General features: G+C 36.1%; 20 protein-coding genes and 1 tRNA gene. 1 reads left to right on the top strand and 20 read right to left on the bottom strand.

Annotated features, from left to right (window positions below):
• Positions 1-7: 7 nt before the first annotated feature.
• Positions 8-520: an adenine phosphoribosyltransferase gene (locus OZP12_RS12580; RefSeq protein WP_281225353.1), complete on the bottom strand. Its 513-nt coding sequence runs from the start codon at positions 518-520 to the stop codon at positions 8-10.
• A gap of 115 nt (positions 521-635) precedes the next feature.
• Here OZP12_RS12580 and OZP12_RS12585 point away from each other — a divergent pair.
• A tRNA-Arg gene (locus tag OZP12_RS12585) sits at positions 636-709 on the top strand.
• Positions 710-804: 95 nt separating this feature from the next.
• Here OZP12_RS12585 and OZP12_RS12590 read toward each other — a convergent pair.
• From OZP12_RS12590 to OZP12_RS12680, 19 genes are all read right to left on the bottom strand, one after another.
• The gene (locus OZP12_RS12590) at positions 805-1347 is read right to left on the bottom strand and encodes a hypothetical protein (protein ID WP_281225354.1); all 543 of its coding nucleotides are present in this window, start codon (positions 1345-1347) and stop codon (positions 805-807) included.
• 107 nt (positions 1348-1454) lie between these two features.
• On the bottom strand, positions 1455-1946 hold the full coding sequence (locus OZP12_RS12595; protein ID WP_281225355.1) for a lysozyme: 492 nt from the start codon (positions 1944-1946) through the stop codon (positions 1455-1457).
• Positions 1947-1948: 2 nt separating this feature from the next.
• Complete coding sequence (locus tag OZP12_RS12600; protein ID WP_281225356.1) at positions 1949-2431, bottom strand: phage holin family protein; 483 nt, start codon at positions 2429-2431, stop codon at positions 1949-1951.
• Between the two features lie 20 nt (positions 2432-2451).
• Positions 2452-2781: a hypothetical protein gene (locus OZP12_RS12605; RefSeq protein ID WP_281225357.1), complete on the bottom strand. Its 330-nt coding sequence runs from the start codon at positions 2779-2781 to the stop codon at positions 2452-2454.
• Positions 2781-3158: a hypothetical protein gene (locus OZP12_RS12610; RefSeq protein ID WP_281225358.1), complete on the bottom strand. Its 378-nt coding sequence runs from the start codon at positions 3156-3158 to the stop codon at positions 2781-2783. Before OZP12_RS12610 ends, OZP12_RS12605 begins: the two co-directional genes overlap by 1 nt.
• Positions 3159-3169: 11 nt before the next feature.
• Positions 3170-5695 (bottom strand): NHL repeat-containing protein, encoded by a 2526-nt coding sequence (locus OZP12_RS12615; RefSeq protein WP_281225359.1) that lies wholly within the window; start codon positions 5693-5695, stop codon positions 3170-3172.
• Positions 5696-5704: 9 nt separating this feature from the next.
• Positions 5705-6211 (bottom strand): hypothetical protein, encoded by a 507-nt coding sequence (locus OZP12_RS12620; RefSeq protein WP_281225360.1) that lies wholly within the window; start codon positions 6209-6211, stop codon positions 5705-5707.
• Positions 6212-6216: 5 nt separating this feature from the next.
• On the bottom strand, positions 6217-6435 hold the full coding sequence (locus tag OZP12_RS12625; RefSeq protein WP_281225361.1) for a hypothetical protein: 219 nt from the start codon (positions 6433-6435) through the stop codon (positions 6217-6219).
• A gap of 2 nt (positions 6436-6437) precedes the next feature.
• Positions 6438-9203, bottom strand: coding sequence for a PKD domain-containing protein (locus tag OZP12_RS12630; RefSeq protein WP_281225362.1), 2766 nt, complete (start codon positions 9201-9203; stop codon positions 6438-6440).
• A complete protein-coding gene (locus tag OZP12_RS12635; protein WP_281225363.1) occupies positions 9203-11740 on the bottom strand; it encodes a phage tail tape measure protein in 2538 nt (845 codons plus the stop codon). The genes OZP12_RS12630 and OZP12_RS12635 overlap by 1 nt, the downstream gene beginning before the upstream one ends.
• A gap of 148 nt (positions 11741-11888) precedes the next feature.
• Positions 11889-12083 carry a hypothetical protein gene (locus OZP12_RS12640; RefSeq protein WP_281225364.1) on the bottom strand — a complete coding sequence of 65 codons (195 nt, stop codon included), beginning with the start codon at positions 12081-12083 and terminating at the stop codon, positions 11889-11891.
• Between the two features lie 164 nt (positions 12084-12247).
• Complete coding sequence (locus OZP12_RS12645) at positions 12248-12637, bottom strand: hypothetical protein (RefSeq protein ID WP_281225365.1); 390 nt, start codon at positions 12635-12637, stop codon at positions 12248-12250.
• 2 nt (positions 12638-12639) lie between these two features.
• A complete protein-coding gene (locus tag OZP12_RS12650; protein ID WP_281225366.1) occupies positions 12640-13059 on the bottom strand; it encodes a phage tail tube protein in 420 nt (139 codons plus the stop codon).
• A 20-nt stretch (positions 13060-13079) separates the two neighbouring features.
• The gene (locus OZP12_RS12655) at positions 13080-13448 is read right to left on the bottom strand and encodes a hypothetical protein (protein WP_281225367.1); all 369 of its coding nucleotides are present in this window, start codon (positions 13446-13448) and stop codon (positions 13080-13082) included.
• Entirely contained in the window at positions 13441-14007 is a 567-nt protein-coding gene (locus OZP12_RS12660) for a hypothetical protein (RefSeq protein ID WP_281225368.1), read from the bottom strand. The genes OZP12_RS12655 and OZP12_RS12660 overlap by 8 nt, the downstream gene beginning before the upstream one ends.
• The gene (locus OZP12_RS12665; protein ID WP_281225369.1) at positions 14000-14332 is read right to left on the bottom strand and encodes a phage head completion protein; all 333 of its coding nucleotides are present in this window, start codon (positions 14330-14332) and stop codon (positions 14000-14002) included. Before OZP12_RS12665 ends, OZP12_RS12660 begins: the two co-directional genes overlap by 8 nt.
• Before the next feature lie 3 nt (positions 14333-14335).
• Complete coding sequence (locus OZP12_RS12670; protein ID WP_281225371.1) at positions 14336-14893, bottom strand: head-tail connector protein; 558 nt, start codon at positions 14891-14893, stop codon at positions 14336-14338.
• A gap of 12 nt (positions 14894-14905) precedes the next feature.
• Positions 14906-15415: a hypothetical protein gene (locus tag OZP12_RS12675; RefSeq protein WP_281225372.1), complete on the bottom strand. Its 510-nt coding sequence runs from the start codon at positions 15413-15415 to the stop codon at positions 14906-14908.
• A 31-nt stretch (positions 15416-15446) separates the two neighbouring features.
• On the bottom strand, positions 15447-16766 hold the full coding sequence (locus OZP12_RS12680; RefSeq protein ID WP_281225373.1) for a phage major capsid protein: 1320 nt from the start codon (positions 16764-16766) through the stop codon (positions 15447-15449).
• Between the last annotated feature and the right edge of the window lies 1 nt (position 16767).

Genomic DNA, 16767 nt, shown 5'->3' on the forward strand with positions numbered 1-16767 from the left:
AAACTTTTCAATACGTCATTGCTGCAAAAATTTCATTTCCTGGAATTTTCTCCCTGCCGTTCAGGAAAGTTATTTCCATCAAGAAGTTACACTGAACGATGACCCCACCTAGTCTTTCTACCAATTCACATACGGCTTTTGCAGTTCCCCCTGTAGCCAAAACATCATCATGTATCAATACCCTATCCCCTTTTTGAATGGCATCGGTGTGAATTTCAAGCGTATCGGTACCATATTCTAAATCATAAGAAGCCGATATGGTATCAAAAGGAAGCTTTTTAGGTTTACGAACAGGAACAAAACCAGCATTCAATTCCTCTGCCAAAAGCATCCCAAAGAAAAAACCACGGCTTTCTACACCAATTACCTTGTCAATTTTTTTGTCTTTTACAGTAGAAAGCAATATTTCTAAGCATTCTTTCCTTGCATTTGGATCAATTAACAGTGGAGTGATATCTTTAAATACAATTCCCTCTTTTGGAAATCCCTGAATATCACGTATATATTTTTTTAAGTCCATATTTTTTTATTTTTATGCGATTTTACGCTTGCAAGATACATATTTATTTCTATCTTTGCACCCGCAAACAAGTTCATACAACACCTGATAACAATAAGGTTTGTTTACTGTTTAAGGCCTCGTGGCGCAACTGAATAGCGCATCTGATTACGGCTCAGAAGGTTACTGGTTTGAATCCAGTCGAGGTCACAAAAGAAATCCCTAAACGGCTTTAAATTAGCTATTTAGGGATTTTTATTTTATATCTAGTCAACATTTAGCCAACTGACTTACTATTCTTTTTTCTACACCCACCAAATTTTGTCCCTATATTTATAAACAGCATAAACTAACCCGAATAAAGCGACTCCCAATCCGATTAAAACTCCAATATTCGAACCCCTGTCCAGGTGAAGATTATCAGTTTCTTTTTTGGCTGCTTTCTTTTGGTGTGCTTCTGATTGTTTGGCAACTTCTTTTTTAGACTGGTCCTGAAAGTTTGATTTTTCATTTTTTTGGGTATTGGTTGTGGCCGTTGTTTCTTCCTCTGTATATTTTGAATTGTTTAAATCGATTCGTTTGCCCAATTTATCAATTACAGTTGCAGGTTTTGAAGCATCGATAGGCTCATAGGTTGTTTTCTTGGTTACGGTGCCGTTTTGGATATTGGTTTGGGCTTCGGCATTCGATTTTATATTTAGAGCTTCTTTTGAAGTTTCGCTTTCTTTTTGGGAAACTTCAGTTTTTACCGTTTTATCCGTGTGGGTTTTATCTTTTTTCCGGGCACCGCAGGAAAACATTAATAGAGCAGACATCGAAATAAACAGTGTTTTGAATATTTTTTTCATGTTTAAAAAATTACAGTGTTAGACCTACCATTTAGTTTCGTTTGGAGCAATGGATTTCCCTCCATTAATCCAAAAACAGAACATTTTAAATAACTTTTTCATGATTTTTAAAAATAAAGTTCGACTTCTTCTTTTCTTCGGGTGATTAATCCGGGCAATATGTGGCCACCTCCGGTGATGCATAGTTTTTCCCAATAGGCCTGTAGTTCTGATTTTGGCACTTTGTTGTTTACTTTTTCGAATAGATTAAAATATTTAACATTGCCTTTTTTATCAATATATGTGGCTCCGGCATTGTAAACGAAATCAGCAATAGCATCAAACTCATCTTGCGTAAGATCATCACGGCATAATCTGTCAACCAATGGCGAAACATATTTTGAAAACCAACCTCTTAACAAGCGATCGCCTTCTTTTTCATCAATTGGTTTATCGACCATAGTGACCAGTTTACCAGTATCAAAATATCGGGTAGTACCGTAGCCAATAGTAAAAGGCCTTCCCTTAGTTCCCGGATCAGGATAAGGTCTGGATTTAAAACCCTCGCTTTTCTTTATTTTAGCGATAAAGCTTTCGGATACTGATGTGATTTTTTGCATTATTATTTTTCTACCGGTTCAACAACAACTTCTTTTTCTTCAGGTTTATTCATGTACTCAACTACTGCTTTTACAATTTCTCCAATATCGTCTTTATGTGTAATTATCTTTCCGGCCAAAGCCCCGACATTTTCAATACGCACTTTATCTTCTGCTTTTTCTAAAATACTTTTTACTTCAATCACACACATGAAAATGGATCCAACAAGTGTTAAAAACGGAAACATTGGAAGACTTGTCATGTGATAATAAGTATCTAGATACCATACAGAAGAAATCTGCATACCATCAATGACAGTTAATGCCATCAGCACATTATAATACCTAGCGATTTTATCAATCGTTCTACGGTAGCCATAAGAGGAACGTGCAACTCCGTTGATTTTGGCTTTTCTGATTCCGCTCCATAAGTCGGCAAATATTCCGAGCAAAACAGATAAATAAAGGGCAAATGTGATCCAAAGTATTACAATTATTTTTTCCATGAGTAGGTTTGTTTATTTAATTAAAGATTATCATTTATAGAATTAAAGCAATGATTCTTGTCTATTTTATCAAGTTGCCGGACGAGCCATTTACCTTTTGTTTTTAATTTTTCTAAGCGTTGGTTTTTACCTAAAGCACTTGAAAGCGTTTCGCCTTCCTTGCCGAATTTATAGCCGTCCTGCTCGATTAAAACGGCATTCCAAAACGCTCTAAATTCACGATTTGCGAAAATGTCCAGGTTCTTGGCCGTGCTTAAGAAATAGCCTTTTTTATTCTCTACATACCAATAGTTGACAATGGTCAGGAAGAAAATTAATATCAGTGCGATGTTGAATAGAAAGAAGCCCATTACTCTGTAATTATTTCAGGTGTTAACTCCCAGTCGTCAGCTGTAAGCCTATAAATAGTTTTACCACTTGGTAATAGATTATACATTGTATCAAAATACAATGCTAATTGTATTTTTTTCATTTCCTTTTCAGACTTAGTTAAAGCCGAAAAATCATTATTTTGCTCTAAATAAGAATCCATTACATCAATTTCCTGATTAGTCCAAAAAACTTCTTTAGAAAAAATAGGATCATTATTTAGGTTGCTAATATCCCAATCAATCACTAGATACCTAGTGCCTTCATTGGTTGTTTCAAGTGGCCTAACCTCTACCTTTATAACTCCTGTTTTTTCACTTCTATCTCCGTAAACTATGGCTGTTTTAGTTTGTATCATTGTGTATGATTTTAAGGTTTTTGATATAAAACACGACTTCCGGTAACTTTATAATATGCTCCTGATGGGAGATTTACATCAGCATCGGCAGCGGCATCATTAGCATAAACAGGAGGTGTTAGGTACACGAAAAATCCGTTTTCATCAAAATAAGCTCTAAGTGTATCGAGTTGCATATCGGTACCTGAAACTGTTTTTTGTCCAGTATAAAATTCATAACGAGATTTACCAGTACCTTTACCAGTTCCAGCTTTGGCTTTATATGTCCCACCATCTAAATTTGGAAAACCTGCTGAAAAAGTATTCATAAAAAAAGCATTGCCACTACCTCCAGCATATAAAGTATAATTTATATTAACCGACAATGCTTCATACGTTCTAGTTGTCTGTCCTGTGGCTAAAAATGCTGATCCTACTGAACTCTTATATATATCACCATTATATACTGCTGCATATATATCACCATTAGGCGATACACTGATAGACGACCATGTTCGTAATGTTGTAAGCAAATCTGTTAACGTATTAGTGCCAGATGCAATTCTGTAAATAGAGCCGCCTCTTACAGCTGCATAAACATCATTATTAGGAGCAGCAGCAATATGATAATCTCTAGCCGTAACTCCTAAAGCAACGAAAGAACCTACACCTCCCGTTCTTCTATATATATCACCTATACTGCCTCCTGTTGAATTTGTAGACCCATTTGAAAAATATACATCACCATTGGGTGTACAACACATTGATCTAACAGCAGGAATAGCCAATTGTAAAGAAAAACTACCCGTACCTCCTGTTTGTTTGTTGATTCCTGGGCTAGTACCTAATTGCGTACATACATACACATCACCACTAGGAGTTACACAGCCTCCGGTAATATACGCACCAGATAACCCAGTTGTAGCATATAGAGCTAGTGCTCCGGTACCACCTGTTTGTTTAAAAAGTCCGGTTTGGGTACAAAAAAATACATCTCCATTCAAACCCGGAAATGATCCCAAATAATTTCTGTTAGTTGCATCTAATACCGTTAGTATTGAACTAATTATAAAATTCACCGTCCTACCTGCCGTTACAATTAAATCTCTTCCCGGAAAAATACTTTCAGAATCTTCAATACCAACGGATTTTGTCGATTGGTTCCCTAGTGTAATATCTTTTAAAGGAGTGTTTATCACGTCAATACCTAAATATGTACCAGTGTCAGTTATTCTGCTGTCAGTTCCAGTTGTAGTAGTTCCAAATTTCACTAATTTATTTACTGTACCATTTAATTGAGCAACTATATCACTAGTCATGGCAATAGTACCACTTTTATCAGGCCATGTCCAAGTTCTTGTAGCTGTTGTAATTACAGAAAATAAGTTCGTGAATGTGTTTGCGGAATTTCGTAATCCTAACATTCCGTTTAAAAATGTTTTCAATCCTGAAACGGTTTGAGCTGTATTAGTAGTCATGTCTCCAGCATTCCAAGTAGCTTTTTCAGTAGCGGAAACTGCCTGATCTATTGCGTTTACTTTTGTTAGTTGAGTATCTGTAACATATCTTTTATCTGTACTATCCGCAATATCGGCTGTTGTGGCATCTGCACCACCAGTAACCAATCCATTAGCATCATAAGTTACTTTTGTTTTTGTTGCTCCTGTGATTGGCAAATTGGCAGTTAGCTTTCCATTTAAAGTGGTTAAAATATCATTTATTTGCTTTTGAATTTTTCCAAAAGCTTGCAAAACCGTATCAGTTGAAACTATCGCTCCACCAGTTGCAAAAGAAATTCCGCTTAATACGGTTGCCAAAACTCTAGCAGCTTCGAAATATAAATGTATTGAACCTTCTGGCAAGGCATCAGTATTAGTTGCAGAGCTTCCAGAACCGCCTTCAATCCAACCATCTTCAATATCATAATTGTAGTTGATAACATCGGAGCCGCTTCCAGAATCTACTTGAGCATAATCTCCAGCGTTTGCCGTTGGATATGCTGTTTCCAAAGCACCTAAAGAGGTATATTTTCCTTTAAAGCGATCATTGTACGCAGAAGCATCTAATTTTGTTGATAGCCCTTCATCCACATAATCCTTTGTTGCGTAGGCACTCAAATCTACAGGAGTTGAACCGGTTATTGTTGCACCATACACATCGATAACACCTAATTTTATGGTTCCTACAGGAAATAAATTGGGTTCCGTGGCTGAAGTTGCATCTTCATTGCCTTTGAAAATATTATAACCTCCGGTATTATTACCCAACAAAACATCTTTTCGGTGATAACCATCTGTTGCAGCGTCCAGCGTTACGTTATATTCGGGGTTTTCCGTAAACTCCATTTGACTGATTCGCCACTCGAAAGCCAATTCATCAACATGAACATTTAGGCCGTCCGTGTCTATGTTTCCCTTTTTTAAAACTGCATCAGGGTTTTCTAAAGCAGTTATTCTGCTATCAACAAGCGCAAAATTACCATTGATAACATCAGCCGCTTGTCTTGCAGGCGTTCCGGTTTTATCACCTACAACCGTACCTTTGAAAATCTGTTCCATACTCATTTTTTAAACGTAACCTATTACTAATTGAATTTTCCAATCATTAGTTGCCGAACCTGAAAAAATAACATTATTTGCTATTGCCGACGGTGCCGGATTATACACTGTCATAATTGTTATTTGGTCGTTTACCATCACATTAATCGTTGCAGGATTCAAATTATTGAACTGAACACCAATTCCCTGTGCAGAAGTCCTGTGTGAATCTTCAGGATAAGGCGTTGGAGCCGTGATCGTATCGCCAATACTAAAGCCATTATTCACATTTTTACAAACTAACATTACTAAAACTCCTGCAATCACAGCACCCGAAGACAAACCTGTTGCAACAGAATAGTTTCGATCTGTAGTCCATGAATCCAATGTCACTACTTTTGATTTTGCAATTGTTGACTGCAAAGCCTCAATATAATCGACAATTGCATTCTCGACTTCTCGATGCTCACTAGCTTGTATATCTGAGGTATCGGCTAATTTTGTCGCTATCAATTCGCGAATTTCAGTTAGTGTCATATCTTTTATTTATAATCAGTTTCTGAGTAATCATTACTCGAATATTCTCTTACAACTACCGGAGGCAATGGAATAACATCAAAATCAAATGTATCTACCATGCTGTCAAATGTTACAGTTGTGCTATCGAATGTAAAATACCCCGGAACCGGATCGATAACCGGATCATTTATACTTGGAAACTTGCTATTTCCTACACCTATTCTTTGAATGTTATTTGCCATAATTAAAAAGGTCCTGGTACATATTGTGCATGAACAGGTAAACCAATTATATTTCCTGATCCGTTTACAAAATCAATTGTTTTTAAATACACTGAATTACTTCCTTCGATAGGCATTGGTAATGCTAATCTTTGCGGTAATTCAAATATTATTTCATCAGTAGAAAGATATCCTATCGAAAAAGTAACTTCATAAGCAGCATCACCAGTTTGAGAGTGTTCAGCATGAAATATAACCACACCATTTCTAAGAATACGAACACCTGAAAAAGTAAATTCCAAACCACTTCCGTTCATTGTTAACCAAATACTACCTTTTAATAACAAATTGAATGAGGCCGGTATATTTGGATCGATAATTAGTTGGTATTTTGGACAAAAACCGAGATCATCAGTTGTACCAATTAAATCCAACGAAACCGCATAATCTTTTATCCTTGTAATTGATATCGTATCTGTTGCCGTTGCACCATCATTATCAGTTACTTGAATCTGATATTTATAACTATCTTCGGTAAGATTTTGCAAGTCGGTTGCTAATTGGTTTGGACTCATGATGATATCACCAAAACCACCTTCTAATTTTGTCCAAATCTGAGAAACAATATATCCATCCACATCATAAGCTGTCGCCAACAACGAAGCCGTAGTTTGCGCATCCGTTAATACAATATCAGTTCCGGCATTTACAATTGGCGGTATATTTTCGGGGTTACTTCCTGAATCGCCTGAATCACGATATACAGCCCTTGATAACGTAAGCGTTGATTTGTTTAGATCAATATCCCATGATAAATTGGTCACTACAAATGATTTATCATAGACATATTTAAACAAAATCAAATCGTTAAATTTTATCGCATTATGCACAACCATGTCCATTTTTTCGGATGCTACATTAAACATACGTCTAATGATATTTGCTACAATCTGACCATAACGGGAGGTTTCAATTTTATAAACACTATCCGTCCATTGCATCCAAGAAACACGGCTATCTACATAATCATTATTTTTATACACTCTAACAACAAACGATCCAATAACAGCATCCGTTGTCTGAACTACCATTCTATCACTAGAATAATAATTATAAATAACCCCTATATCTTCAAGTAAAATACCTTCATGATAAGTTGTATTTTTATTATCTGAAATTAAATTTGCACCATCCAAATGCACAACAGAATAATTAATACCATTTTGCATAAATTGATCCAAAATTGGAACTTCGATTTCATTATAATCAACAGTAGCTTCTTTCAGTTTTGCTAATCGAAAGGACTTGCTAAACGCACTATCATCATCCGCATAAGTCAATTCTATTTCTTTATCAATGGTAAATTCATCGGATATCACATCGACAACCTCATAATTTTCATTGAATGCCACTGGACTAACTTTCATTTCAGTAATTTCAAATCCCAAAATATTATTACCAGGAATATTACCAAATGGCCGCCATAACTTTATATCCAATAACCCCTCTTCCTGTATGATTACATCAAAATTTAACTTAGCCACTCCATCACTGGAAAAGATTATATTTTCGTTTTCAGGAATCGTTATTTTTCTGTTGGAAAACAATATTTCATCATTCAATTCAAACGAATACAACAAAGTATTATACCAATCCGTTTCATCAACACCCTCCATCACATTGGCAAATTTTATAATTGTAAACGATGCCGATATGGTTAATTTTTGATACTTATATACATAAATCTTATTCTTAAGATTTATAAATTTTGTTTCATCAAACGGCGCAATGTCTGCACTTATATTACCTGTGAAATCAGGATCAACCCATTCTTTTTTTATTGAATTTTGATAATTTGGAGCAATACATTTGCAGAAATAGTTATTGTTACCGTTCCAATCCGTTGCGTAAATTTCTCCAACAACCCCGGACATTACCACCCAACCGTCATTACTTTCTTTGGCAATTGTTTCAGGCAACGAAGGCTCTACACGTTTATGAGTTACCGAAATCATGTTATACGGCGGCACCATTGTTGTTGACGGAGTTACATAAGCAGTTACTTTTTTCAAAAGCTTTTTATCAATAACCGACCCTATCAATTCACCCGTTTGGATATTATATCGCTTTGCATCGATTCCACGGATATGACGTTTATTTATTCCTTCAATTTGCCAACAATTATCTGATTGAAAACAAACACACAACATGTCTTTCAAAAGCATATCTAAGATGCTGTACGCATCCATTTTTTTGTTTTTATCAGCAAAAGTCAATGTATCTATATAAATCTTGTCCCAATCTTTTTGTACACTGTTTTCGATTGCAGGATTAAAAATTAAGTTTATATCAACACTTGTTAATGTTAGGATTTTACAAAAAATAGCGATCACGCTTTTTTCATCATTATAAAAATCATCAGGCAGGTATTTTCCTTTTAATCTACCCAAACCACACGATGCCGTGAATTTTACAAATGTTACACCATTAGTATAAGGTTCAGCATATTGATCAGGAACAACAAACCCCTGCCAAATCATTGAATCATCTTCAGTCTGTTTTAATTCTACTTTAAAACGGATTTCATCACCAGTGAAGAATTTCATAAACTTAGCATCAATTAATTCATTATGCGCAAAATCAAAAGTCAAACTACTTCCCACAATCGATAAACCGTCTTTTTCGTCACCACCATTCCAAGCCAATACAATAGCAGAACGGGAGGCCTTTTCGATAACAAAAAGATTTTCACGCAAAACCTGATCTATTATGTCAACGTAATACCCCATTATCCTAAACGATTATTTCGTTTATCAGTACGATCAAGTACTAACCTTAATTTATTTCCATCCACCACAAACCCACCACCCAGCGTAATATTTACATTTGAACCCGAATTCATAGCGTTCCAAATTTTTTGTTGTTGTCCTGAATTGGCTATCATTTCTCCACTATTTACACGAGCCATTATTTTATCACCATAAAAAGACGTTCCTCCAACAATCCCGCCATTTGCATAACCTTTTATCCCAGATGGACCATTTTGAAGCTTACTACTAACAACCGCACTCAAAGCAACCAACGCAATACCGGCTGCAATAGCCGCATAAGGATTGGCTAATAATTTTTTAAATGCAATACCAGCGACACCCGCCTGTATCAAAGACTTTCCTAAGGCTCCCAAAAAATCACCTACAATCCCAAGCATTGAATTAAACACACCACTCATTGTTGCAGTTCCTAAAGCAATTGCCCCAATTGCCGTACCTATTCCATTAGCCAAATCATTGCCTAATTGTGTAAATTGCTGTGAAAGGATAGATCCAATCTCTATCATATCAGTTTGCATAGATGCTTTTACCCCAGATACTGAAGCTTTCAATCTTTCCATCATTTGCTCAACCGTTTCAGTTGTTTTAATCAATGATGTAGGATCAAGATTTAAGGCTTTGGCAAATTCTACTTGTTTTATAGCTTCATTTGCAGATGCTACTTGCACAGCTGTCGTAGCAACTTCGTCACGGAATTGTTTTATTTTTTCGATCTGAGCATCATAAGCAGCCGCAGAACTTTCAGAAGGTTTTAATTCTAAAAATGATTTTAATTCGTCTAGGTTTTTTGGAGCTTTTATTTTCTCAATTTTTCCTGCACCTTCAACAACACCGCCCAACGCTTCGGTAACAGCATCAGCCTTTACAGCTTCATTTTCTAAAAGTTTGCCCGATTTTTTTAAGTAATCTTGTTTCGCATTAAACAATACTTGATCGGCACTTAAATTTTCAGCATTGAAGTTCTTTAAATCAGCTTGTTGTTTACGTAATAATTCTGTTTGATGCTTAATCAAATCCGCTTTACTTACATTGTAATCCAATACCCCTTTTGAAACACTTCCTTCCTGAATAGTAACATTATTTGCCCCTTTTCTAATCTCTTTGATTTTAGACTCTGTTAAGGCAATTTTTTCACGTAATTCGATTTCTTTTTGCACACGATCGTTTGCTCGTTTTTGCAATTCGTTATCGATAGCAGTTGCACGGCTTCGGTTAAAAATAGCTTCACGCAATTCGTCATACGATTTTTTTGCAGTTCCGTTTTTAATCGCCTCATCATCGAGATTTTTAAAATAAGCAGGGTATAAATTTTGCAGCTTTTCCCTTGCTTCTTTCGATTCTGTTATCGAGCCTTTTACATTCGTAGCAGAAGCATATAACTTATCCAACGTACCTACTTCGGTTGCAGAAGCTTTATTACCTTCCTCAATTGCTTTGTTTAAGGATTGTTGAGCCGTTAGTGTTTTTTCGGAATTGATATACCAACCGTATGTAGCTGCTGCAACCAAACCGATAGCAATTGCCGCAGCAGTATATGGATTCGCAGCAATTACAGCCTGCAAACCAATCATAGTATCTTTTAAAGCATTGAATTTTGTAATTAGATTTGGTATAAATGTTAGCATTGAACCAAAAACCGTCAACAATGGCCCAATTGCCGCCGCAACTCCTGCAATGACAACAATCGTTGTTTTGGTTCCTTCAGTTAAACTACCAAAGGACTTAATCAAACTATTGACATACGTAATCGCTTTTGTAAAAGCCGGAATCAATATCGTACCGAATTGCTGCGCAACCTGTTTCATGGATTCCTGAAAGATTCTCATTTGGTTGGCCGCACCGCCTCCGGTACGAATAAAATCACCCTGAGCATTTTTGGTAACACTCATTATATAAGCATATCTAAGATTTACCTTAGATGCCTGATCCATATCTTTAATTTGGGTTTTGATACCTTTTGACAATGCGAAATTTTGCAAATTCGCTTCTGTCATCACGATACCAAGCTTTTTAAGAGATTCTGTTTCGCCAGTGAATATTCCCGCCAAAGCCGTATTAGCCTGATCGATTCCGATATTTTTAAAGGAAGATAAGTCACCAGCCAAACCAACTAATGTTTTTGACATTTTAGCCGCTTTATCTTGTGACAAACCTAATGATGTTGCCATGTCTCCATAAGTTGCAGCCATATCTAAAGCTGTACCCTCGGCAATACCAAATGATTCCAAAGAAGTTTTTGCAAAATCCTTTACACCATTTGCTGAATCCTTAAAAGCTACATCGACTTTATTCAGAGATTCATCATAATCTGAAGCCATTTTAACAGCAGCCGCACCAGCTAACAATACAGGAGCAGTAATATACATCGACATTCCTTTTCCTATCGCTTGCATTTGGTTACCAAAAGCACCAATACGACGCATAGAGTTTTGCATCTCGGTTGAGAATCCCCTTAAATCCGCCTGAAACTTTATGGTTATATTAGCTAATCCCATTAAAAAACTACTTTTAAATATTGGTTTAAAAGTAGTTTCAAGCATTTTTTTAAATGGTTAAATTATTTAACTTAATATCGTTTGCGCAAAAAAAAAGAGACATTGCACGCAATGTCTCTACCAAAAAATAAATAAAAAATAAAAAAAATTACGCTTTTGCTTTTTCTGCTCTCCACGCATCGACACGTGCGAAAAATGCTTCGCTGATCGCTTGCGCTTCCTGCATTTGTTTCATTTCTTCCTCAGCTAGTTTTTTAATCTTTTTTTCTTCCCACGGGAAAACCATTATATCGGTTTCTTTTCCGTTTTCACCCATAAACTGAGCCAAAGAAGCGTACATCATTTTACGGCTTATTTGCCAACGTTCCCGGCTTAAGAGATCTTCTTTTTTTCGATAGCCGTTTACGATATTAAAAAATTGCCGTTGGGTAAGGGAATAGAAATATTTAAGACTTAAACCTATTTCGCCGCAAGCCAATTCCTCTAATTGATCCCAGGTGTACGGCTTTATTTTTTCCCCCTGGGCTTCGTCTTTTTTTCGGAGTCCTCTTCCTTTTCTTCAGTGCTGGCTTGTGGCATGTTTTGCGCAAATCCTTTTATTAATTGTGTCATAACCTGTTCGAATTGGCCCATATCCAAACAACGGATTTCCCTTGCCGTTAAAAACTCTTTGTTGTCGATGTTGCCGGCTATCATTGCCTCTACAATTTCGGACATCGTTTTCATGTTTGATAACAAAGTTTTACCCTCCTGAAACTGTAATAACACTTGGAACCGCTCGTTTACTTCCTCCAAAGTATCCAAACCCCAAAGTTCACCCAAACTTAAAAAAACTTCCAAGCCATAACCCAGCTTGAAAGTTTTTCCGTTTACCTGTATTTCTACTGTTTTACTCATACTTAAGCAGATACAGTTTCTTTTGTTAAATTTCCATTTCCTTTAAAAGAAATAGAAACTTTTACTGATTCTCCAGTTTGTGCCCCGATATCGAAATTATCAATATACGCATTAAACGTATAAATAAAATCACCTGTTTCTCCTGTAGTAAACTCCATAGGAATTTCAGTACCAGCCAACTGCATATCCAATAAATCATCAGTTGTAATATGGGTTGTATCTCCTTCAGGCAACTTAGCCATCAAAACCTCAGTACTCCCCGAAATTGAATAATTAGAAGGAATAACAACCGTTCCATCTGTGTCTTTTGTAGCAATTTCTTCCAATTTAGAAGAAATAGTCAATTTACAATTCGTAGCATGTAATGCCTTTTTGCTATTAAATTTGAATCGTAGCAATTTTCCTTGATAAAATATACTCATCTCTTTATATTTTTTAATTATTAAATTATACTAAAATTTATTATTCCAGAAAACGTTGCCGTTTCCTCATTGTATTCTATCGATGATGATTGTAATAAAAATTTATCATCAATCAGATCGGTAAGCGTATCGGTGAACTCACAACAAGCGTCGTAGCTTTCCATCCCAAACCAAAAATTTAATGTTACTATAACCTGACTTACATCTTTAGTTAAAGGTGTTCTTTCACTTAAAACATAAGTGGTTAACGGTAATGTATTTTCAATACTTGCTACTAATGGAAAAAGAAATAATTTTTCGTTACCATCAACGATACGCTGCATTACTGCTGTGAACTCAGGTAGATTTTTTAAATAATCTACAACCGATAATGATGTTTCTTTAAACATTTGTGCTTAGTTTGTCAATTCTACGTTGGATAAAAGCTGTAATTCTTTTTTCTGCATCGGCTGTAACTTGAGCATTAGTAACATTAAAACCTTCTTTCATAAAATTAACACCGTCAACTCTACTAGAAATAACCCCAACTCTTTTATGAGTCACCCTAGATAATACTGATTTTGATCTACCTTTTAAAACCCCTTTTTTATGATATTTATTTGCATTTAAAGGATTTTGATAGATATTATGACCTTGATCTACCATATGACCATACCAACCGTTATTATTACCTTTTACACGCGGCCCAACTAATATTGTTGGGTTTTCTTGCTTTCCAGTGATCGTACCGATTGACTTTTCAAGATTACGTGGCTGTATTAATTTACCTCTGGCTTTGTGTGCTTTTTTAGAAACAGGAACAAAACTTTTAACCGCTTTAATAGTAGGATTAGCCACTTGACGAAGGATAAGAAGTATTTCTTTTTTCTTGTCTTTGTCGTTGGAAAGCAGTTTTAACTTTTCCTGCAATTCCTTGAATCCTGTTATCTCAACTAATGGCCTACTCATACAATTTGCATCTAATTTCGAGGTACTGTTTACGTCCGATTTCTATGATATGAAGGATTTCGAACTTTCGGTTTTCGTCGATCAATATCAAAGCTGTTCCTTTCTCTTTTACCAATGGATTAAACCAAATAGTATAAGTACGTGACACCAAATGCTTTACTTTTCCGTCCACTTCCTCACCACCGGATACATCTTTCATTGATGCAAAACATTCACTGATTACAGCTTCAGTAGAAACCTCAGAACATGTTTCCGTTTGCGATTTTATTTTTTGCACCAACTGAATTCTACGATCCATTTGGCCAATGAAAGTTTTACTATCCATGATTTAGAATTTTCGGTAAGGTCGAAGCAAGTTTAACGAGGCCGCATTGTTGCCATTTCCATCTTCACGGAAAACGTACAAACTGGATAACTGCAAACGAATTGCTTGCAAAATAGGTTTTGGACACGCAGCCGCATCAAATCCCTGTGCAATTGTAATTATTACCGCATCGTCACGTTCTGCCGTTTCCGGCATGGATACAAAATAAATATCGAAACACTCAATTGTATTTGATTTACGTAACTTGTATTGATCAGAAGGTAACAGCGTTAATATCGTAGCACCAGGTGCATAATATTCAATCTTTGTGATAACGTCATTCTCATAATTTCGCTCGAAAGTAATAGGCGAAAAAAACTTACTCGCTTCCATAACAAAATCTCTTTTTGAAATGGAACGGTTTAAATAATTTTCACACGCAAATTGAGCACTAACATTGTATTCAGTAATTAGATCATCTTCATACGTAAGATCATCACTCACTTTGCATTGTTTTTTGGCTTGCGCCAAAGTCAAAAGCGGTGTATCTATTTTCTTAGCTATATAAGAATGAGTTACCATAGGATTGTATTTTTATGCGTTATTATCGATCTTGAAATAACCAGCTTCGTCGAGTTCTCTCGCTTGCAATTCAGGAAATTCCGCTTCCTCACCAACATTGTAACCTAAATTAAAACGCCCTGTAGGAGAAACAATAAATTTTCCTTTTAACATTTTATCTTTTGGTTTTGAAGTTGTTGAACCTGTATTCGGTTTCAAAGCAGTTTCGTAAGCCAATTTAGCTTCATCAAAAGCCGTTTGAGCCGCTTGCTTTTCTTCAGGCGTTGGAAGGTCTTTAATTGCATTCAAAGCAGATTCAGCAGTTTCAAAAGTAGTTTGAATAGTTTCCTTATCTTCAGGAGTTGAAATATCTGTTAAACTATCTAAAGCCAATTTTGCATCATCAAAAACTTTTTGAGCTGCTTCTTTTTCCTCTACAGAAGCCGTTTCCGTTATCGCATTTAAAGCAGCCTCAGCCGTTTCAAAATTTGATTTTAACACATCCACCGATACAGCGGATGTGTTAGTACTTTTTTTACTCATTTCATTGAAAGTATTACACTTAAGCCAAAGCTTAAGCAGTTAACAAGTCTTTAATCACAGTGAATGCTTTTGGTTGTTTTACCAAAACATCTAAGAAAACATTCACGATGATTTCAATATATCCTTCTTTTTTTCTTGACATATTATCTACCGTAATATCCATGAAACCCCATTGACCAACAATTAATTGAGAGAAATCCCCAAAAATAGCAGCCGAACAAACACCACTTGCAGTACCTTTAGTCAAATTTGAAGGAACATGATTTGAAGCTGTAAATGGATATCCATTCACTGAACCATCGGCCGCCATCAAATAAGTTGGGTAACCATCTACCTGAGTCGTAGTTTTTAGTTTTCCACGAACTTTTGGGTTTGATAAATACTGTAATTTTGCACTGTTTGCGTTTTCAACAAAAACAGCTGTTTCCATTGCTACAACATTACCATATGTTGGAGCTAAACCATTTGTTCCACCAGCAACAGAGTTGGTTCCTGAAACATTCAAAATACCAATTGGCTGTCCTGTTCCTGAACCGTTGATCGCTGCCAAATCAATTGCATTTGCAACAATTGTACGAATCTCAGACATAGTATAATTTTCCATATCTATAGATGATTGCATAATGTTTTGCAATGAAATAGGCACCGCTACCGCTAAACGGATAGGTTTCATTGTTTTGCTTGAATATGCATTTTTTGTATTAGCAACTTCAGCATCTTCACCCTCCCATGTAGCCGCAATTCCACCATCGTTTACAGGGAATTTTAAATCACCTTGTAAACCTGTCAAGAAAATAGCTCCCAATTTCTCAACAACAGGTTGTGGGCGTAACTTGTCGATAACCGGTTGAATTTCGGTTGCTACCAAATTACCACCATATCCACCCGAATCACCTGTTACGGTTTGACCATCGGCACGAGTTTCCATTTGAACGCTTCGGCTATCAAATAAAGGAACCGCAATTCCAGAAATAGGGATTCCGGCACGTTTTGCCATTTCTACAGTTGCTGTATGCACTTCCAACTCAGCGCCTTCAAGCGAACCATTTGCCATTTGTGAACGAATAGCACGGTTTAATGAGAACACTTTTTTAGGTGTATTTCTTTGTTCCTGATTTTCAGGAGTAAAAGAAGTTGGCTGTGAACCCTCCAATGAACGAAGATTTGTTTCGAAAGCTTCGGCATCTTTAATTTGCCCATCCAAACTTTCAATTTCTGTTTGCAATGCACGAAACGAAGTTGTTTCGGTTTCGTTCAAATTTCTTTTTTCAGCAGTTGCTGTGTTGTGCAACGCTCTTTGAGCTTCAATCTTTTGAGCTCGTTCTTGTTTTAATTCTGCCGATTTTTTCATA

Origin of the sequence: Flavobacterium aquiphilum (genome assembly GCF_027111335.1) — a bacterium.
Classification (GTDB): Bacteria; Bacteroidota; Bacteroidia; order Flavobacteriales; family Flavobacteriaceae; genus Flavobacterium; species Flavobacterium aquiphilum.

What these genes read in the sequence shown, in the direction of transcription:
- OZP12_RS12580 (WP_281225353.1), bottom strand. Translation starts at nt 520, where the DNA reads ATGGACTTAAAAAAATATATACGTGATATTCAGGGATTTCCAAAAGAG.
- OZP12_RS12590 (WP_281225354.1), bottom strand. Translation starts at nt 1,347, where the DNA reads ATGAAAAAAATATTCAAAACACTGTTTATTTCGATGTCTGCTCTATTA.
- OZP12_RS12595 (WP_281225355.1), bottom strand. Translation starts at nt 1,946, where the DNA reads ATGCAAAAAATCACATCAGTATCCGAAAGCTTTATCGCTAAAATAAAG.
- OZP12_RS12600 (WP_281225356.1), bottom strand. Translation starts at nt 2,431, where the DNA reads ATGGAAAAAATAATTGTAATACTTTGGATCACATTTGCCCTTTATTTA.
- OZP12_RS12605 (WP_281225357.1), bottom strand. Translation starts at nt 2,781, where the DNA reads ATGGGCTTCTTTCTATTCAACATCGCACTGATATTAATTTTCTTCCTG.
- OZP12_RS12610 (WP_281225358.1), bottom strand. Translation starts at nt 3,158, where the DNA reads ATGATACAAACTAAAACAGCCATAGTTTACGGAGATAGAAGTGAAAAA.
- OZP12_RS12615 (WP_281225359.1), bottom strand. Translation starts at nt 5,695, where the DNA reads ATGGAACAGATTTTCAAAGGTACGGTTGTAGGTGATAAAACCGGAACG.
- OZP12_RS12620 (WP_281225360.1), bottom strand. Translation starts at nt 6,211, where the DNA reads ATGACACTAACTGAAATTCGCGAATTGATAGCGACAAAATTAGCCGAT.
- OZP12_RS12625 (WP_281225361.1), bottom strand. Translation starts at nt 6,435, where the DNA reads ATGGCAAATAACATTCAAAGAATAGGTGTAGGAAATAGCAAGTTTCCA.
- OZP12_RS12630 (WP_281225362.1), bottom strand. Translation starts at nt 9,203, where the DNA reads ATGGGGTATTACGTTGACATAATAGATCAGGTTTTGCGTGAAAATCTT.
- OZP12_RS12635 (WP_281225363.1), bottom strand. Translation starts at nt 11,740, where the DNA reads ATGGGATTAGCTAATATAACCATAAAGTTTCAGGCGGATTTAAGGGGA.
- OZP12_RS12640 (WP_281225364.1), bottom strand. Translation starts at nt 12,083, where the DNA reads ATGATGTACGCTTCTTTGGCTCAGTTTATGGGTGAAAACGGAAAAGAA.
- OZP12_RS12645 (WP_281225365.1), bottom strand. Translation starts at nt 12,637, where the DNA reads ATGAGTAAAACAGTAGAAATACAGGTAAACGGAAAAACTTTCAAGCTG.
- OZP12_RS12650 (WP_281225366.1), bottom strand. Translation starts at nt 13,059, where the DNA reads ATGAGTATATTTTATCAAGGAAAATTGCTACGATTCAAATTTAATAGC.
- OZP12_RS12655 (WP_281225367.1), bottom strand. Translation starts at nt 13,448, where the DNA reads ATGTTTAAAGAAACATCATTATCGGTTGTAGATTATTTAAAAAATCTA.
- OZP12_RS12660 (WP_281225368.1), bottom strand. Translation starts at nt 14,007, where the DNA reads ATGAGTAGGCCATTAGTTGAGATAACAGGATTCAAGGAATTGCAGGAA.
- OZP12_RS12665 (WP_281225369.1), bottom strand. Translation starts at nt 14,332, where the DNA reads ATGGATAGTAAAACTTTCATTGGCCAAATGGATCGTAGAATTCAGTTG.
- OZP12_RS12670 (WP_281225371.1), bottom strand. Translation starts at nt 14,893, where the DNA reads ATGGTAACTCATTCTTATATAGCTAAGAAAATAGATACACCGCTTTTG.
- OZP12_RS12675 (WP_281225372.1), bottom strand. Translation starts at nt 15,415, where the DNA reads ATGAGTAAAAAAAGTACTAACACATCCGCTGTATCGGTGGATGTGTTA.
- OZP12_RS12680 (WP_281225373.1), bottom strand. Translation starts at nt 16,766, where the DNA reads ATGAAAAAATCGGCAGAATTAAAACAAGAACGAGCTCAAAAGATTGAA.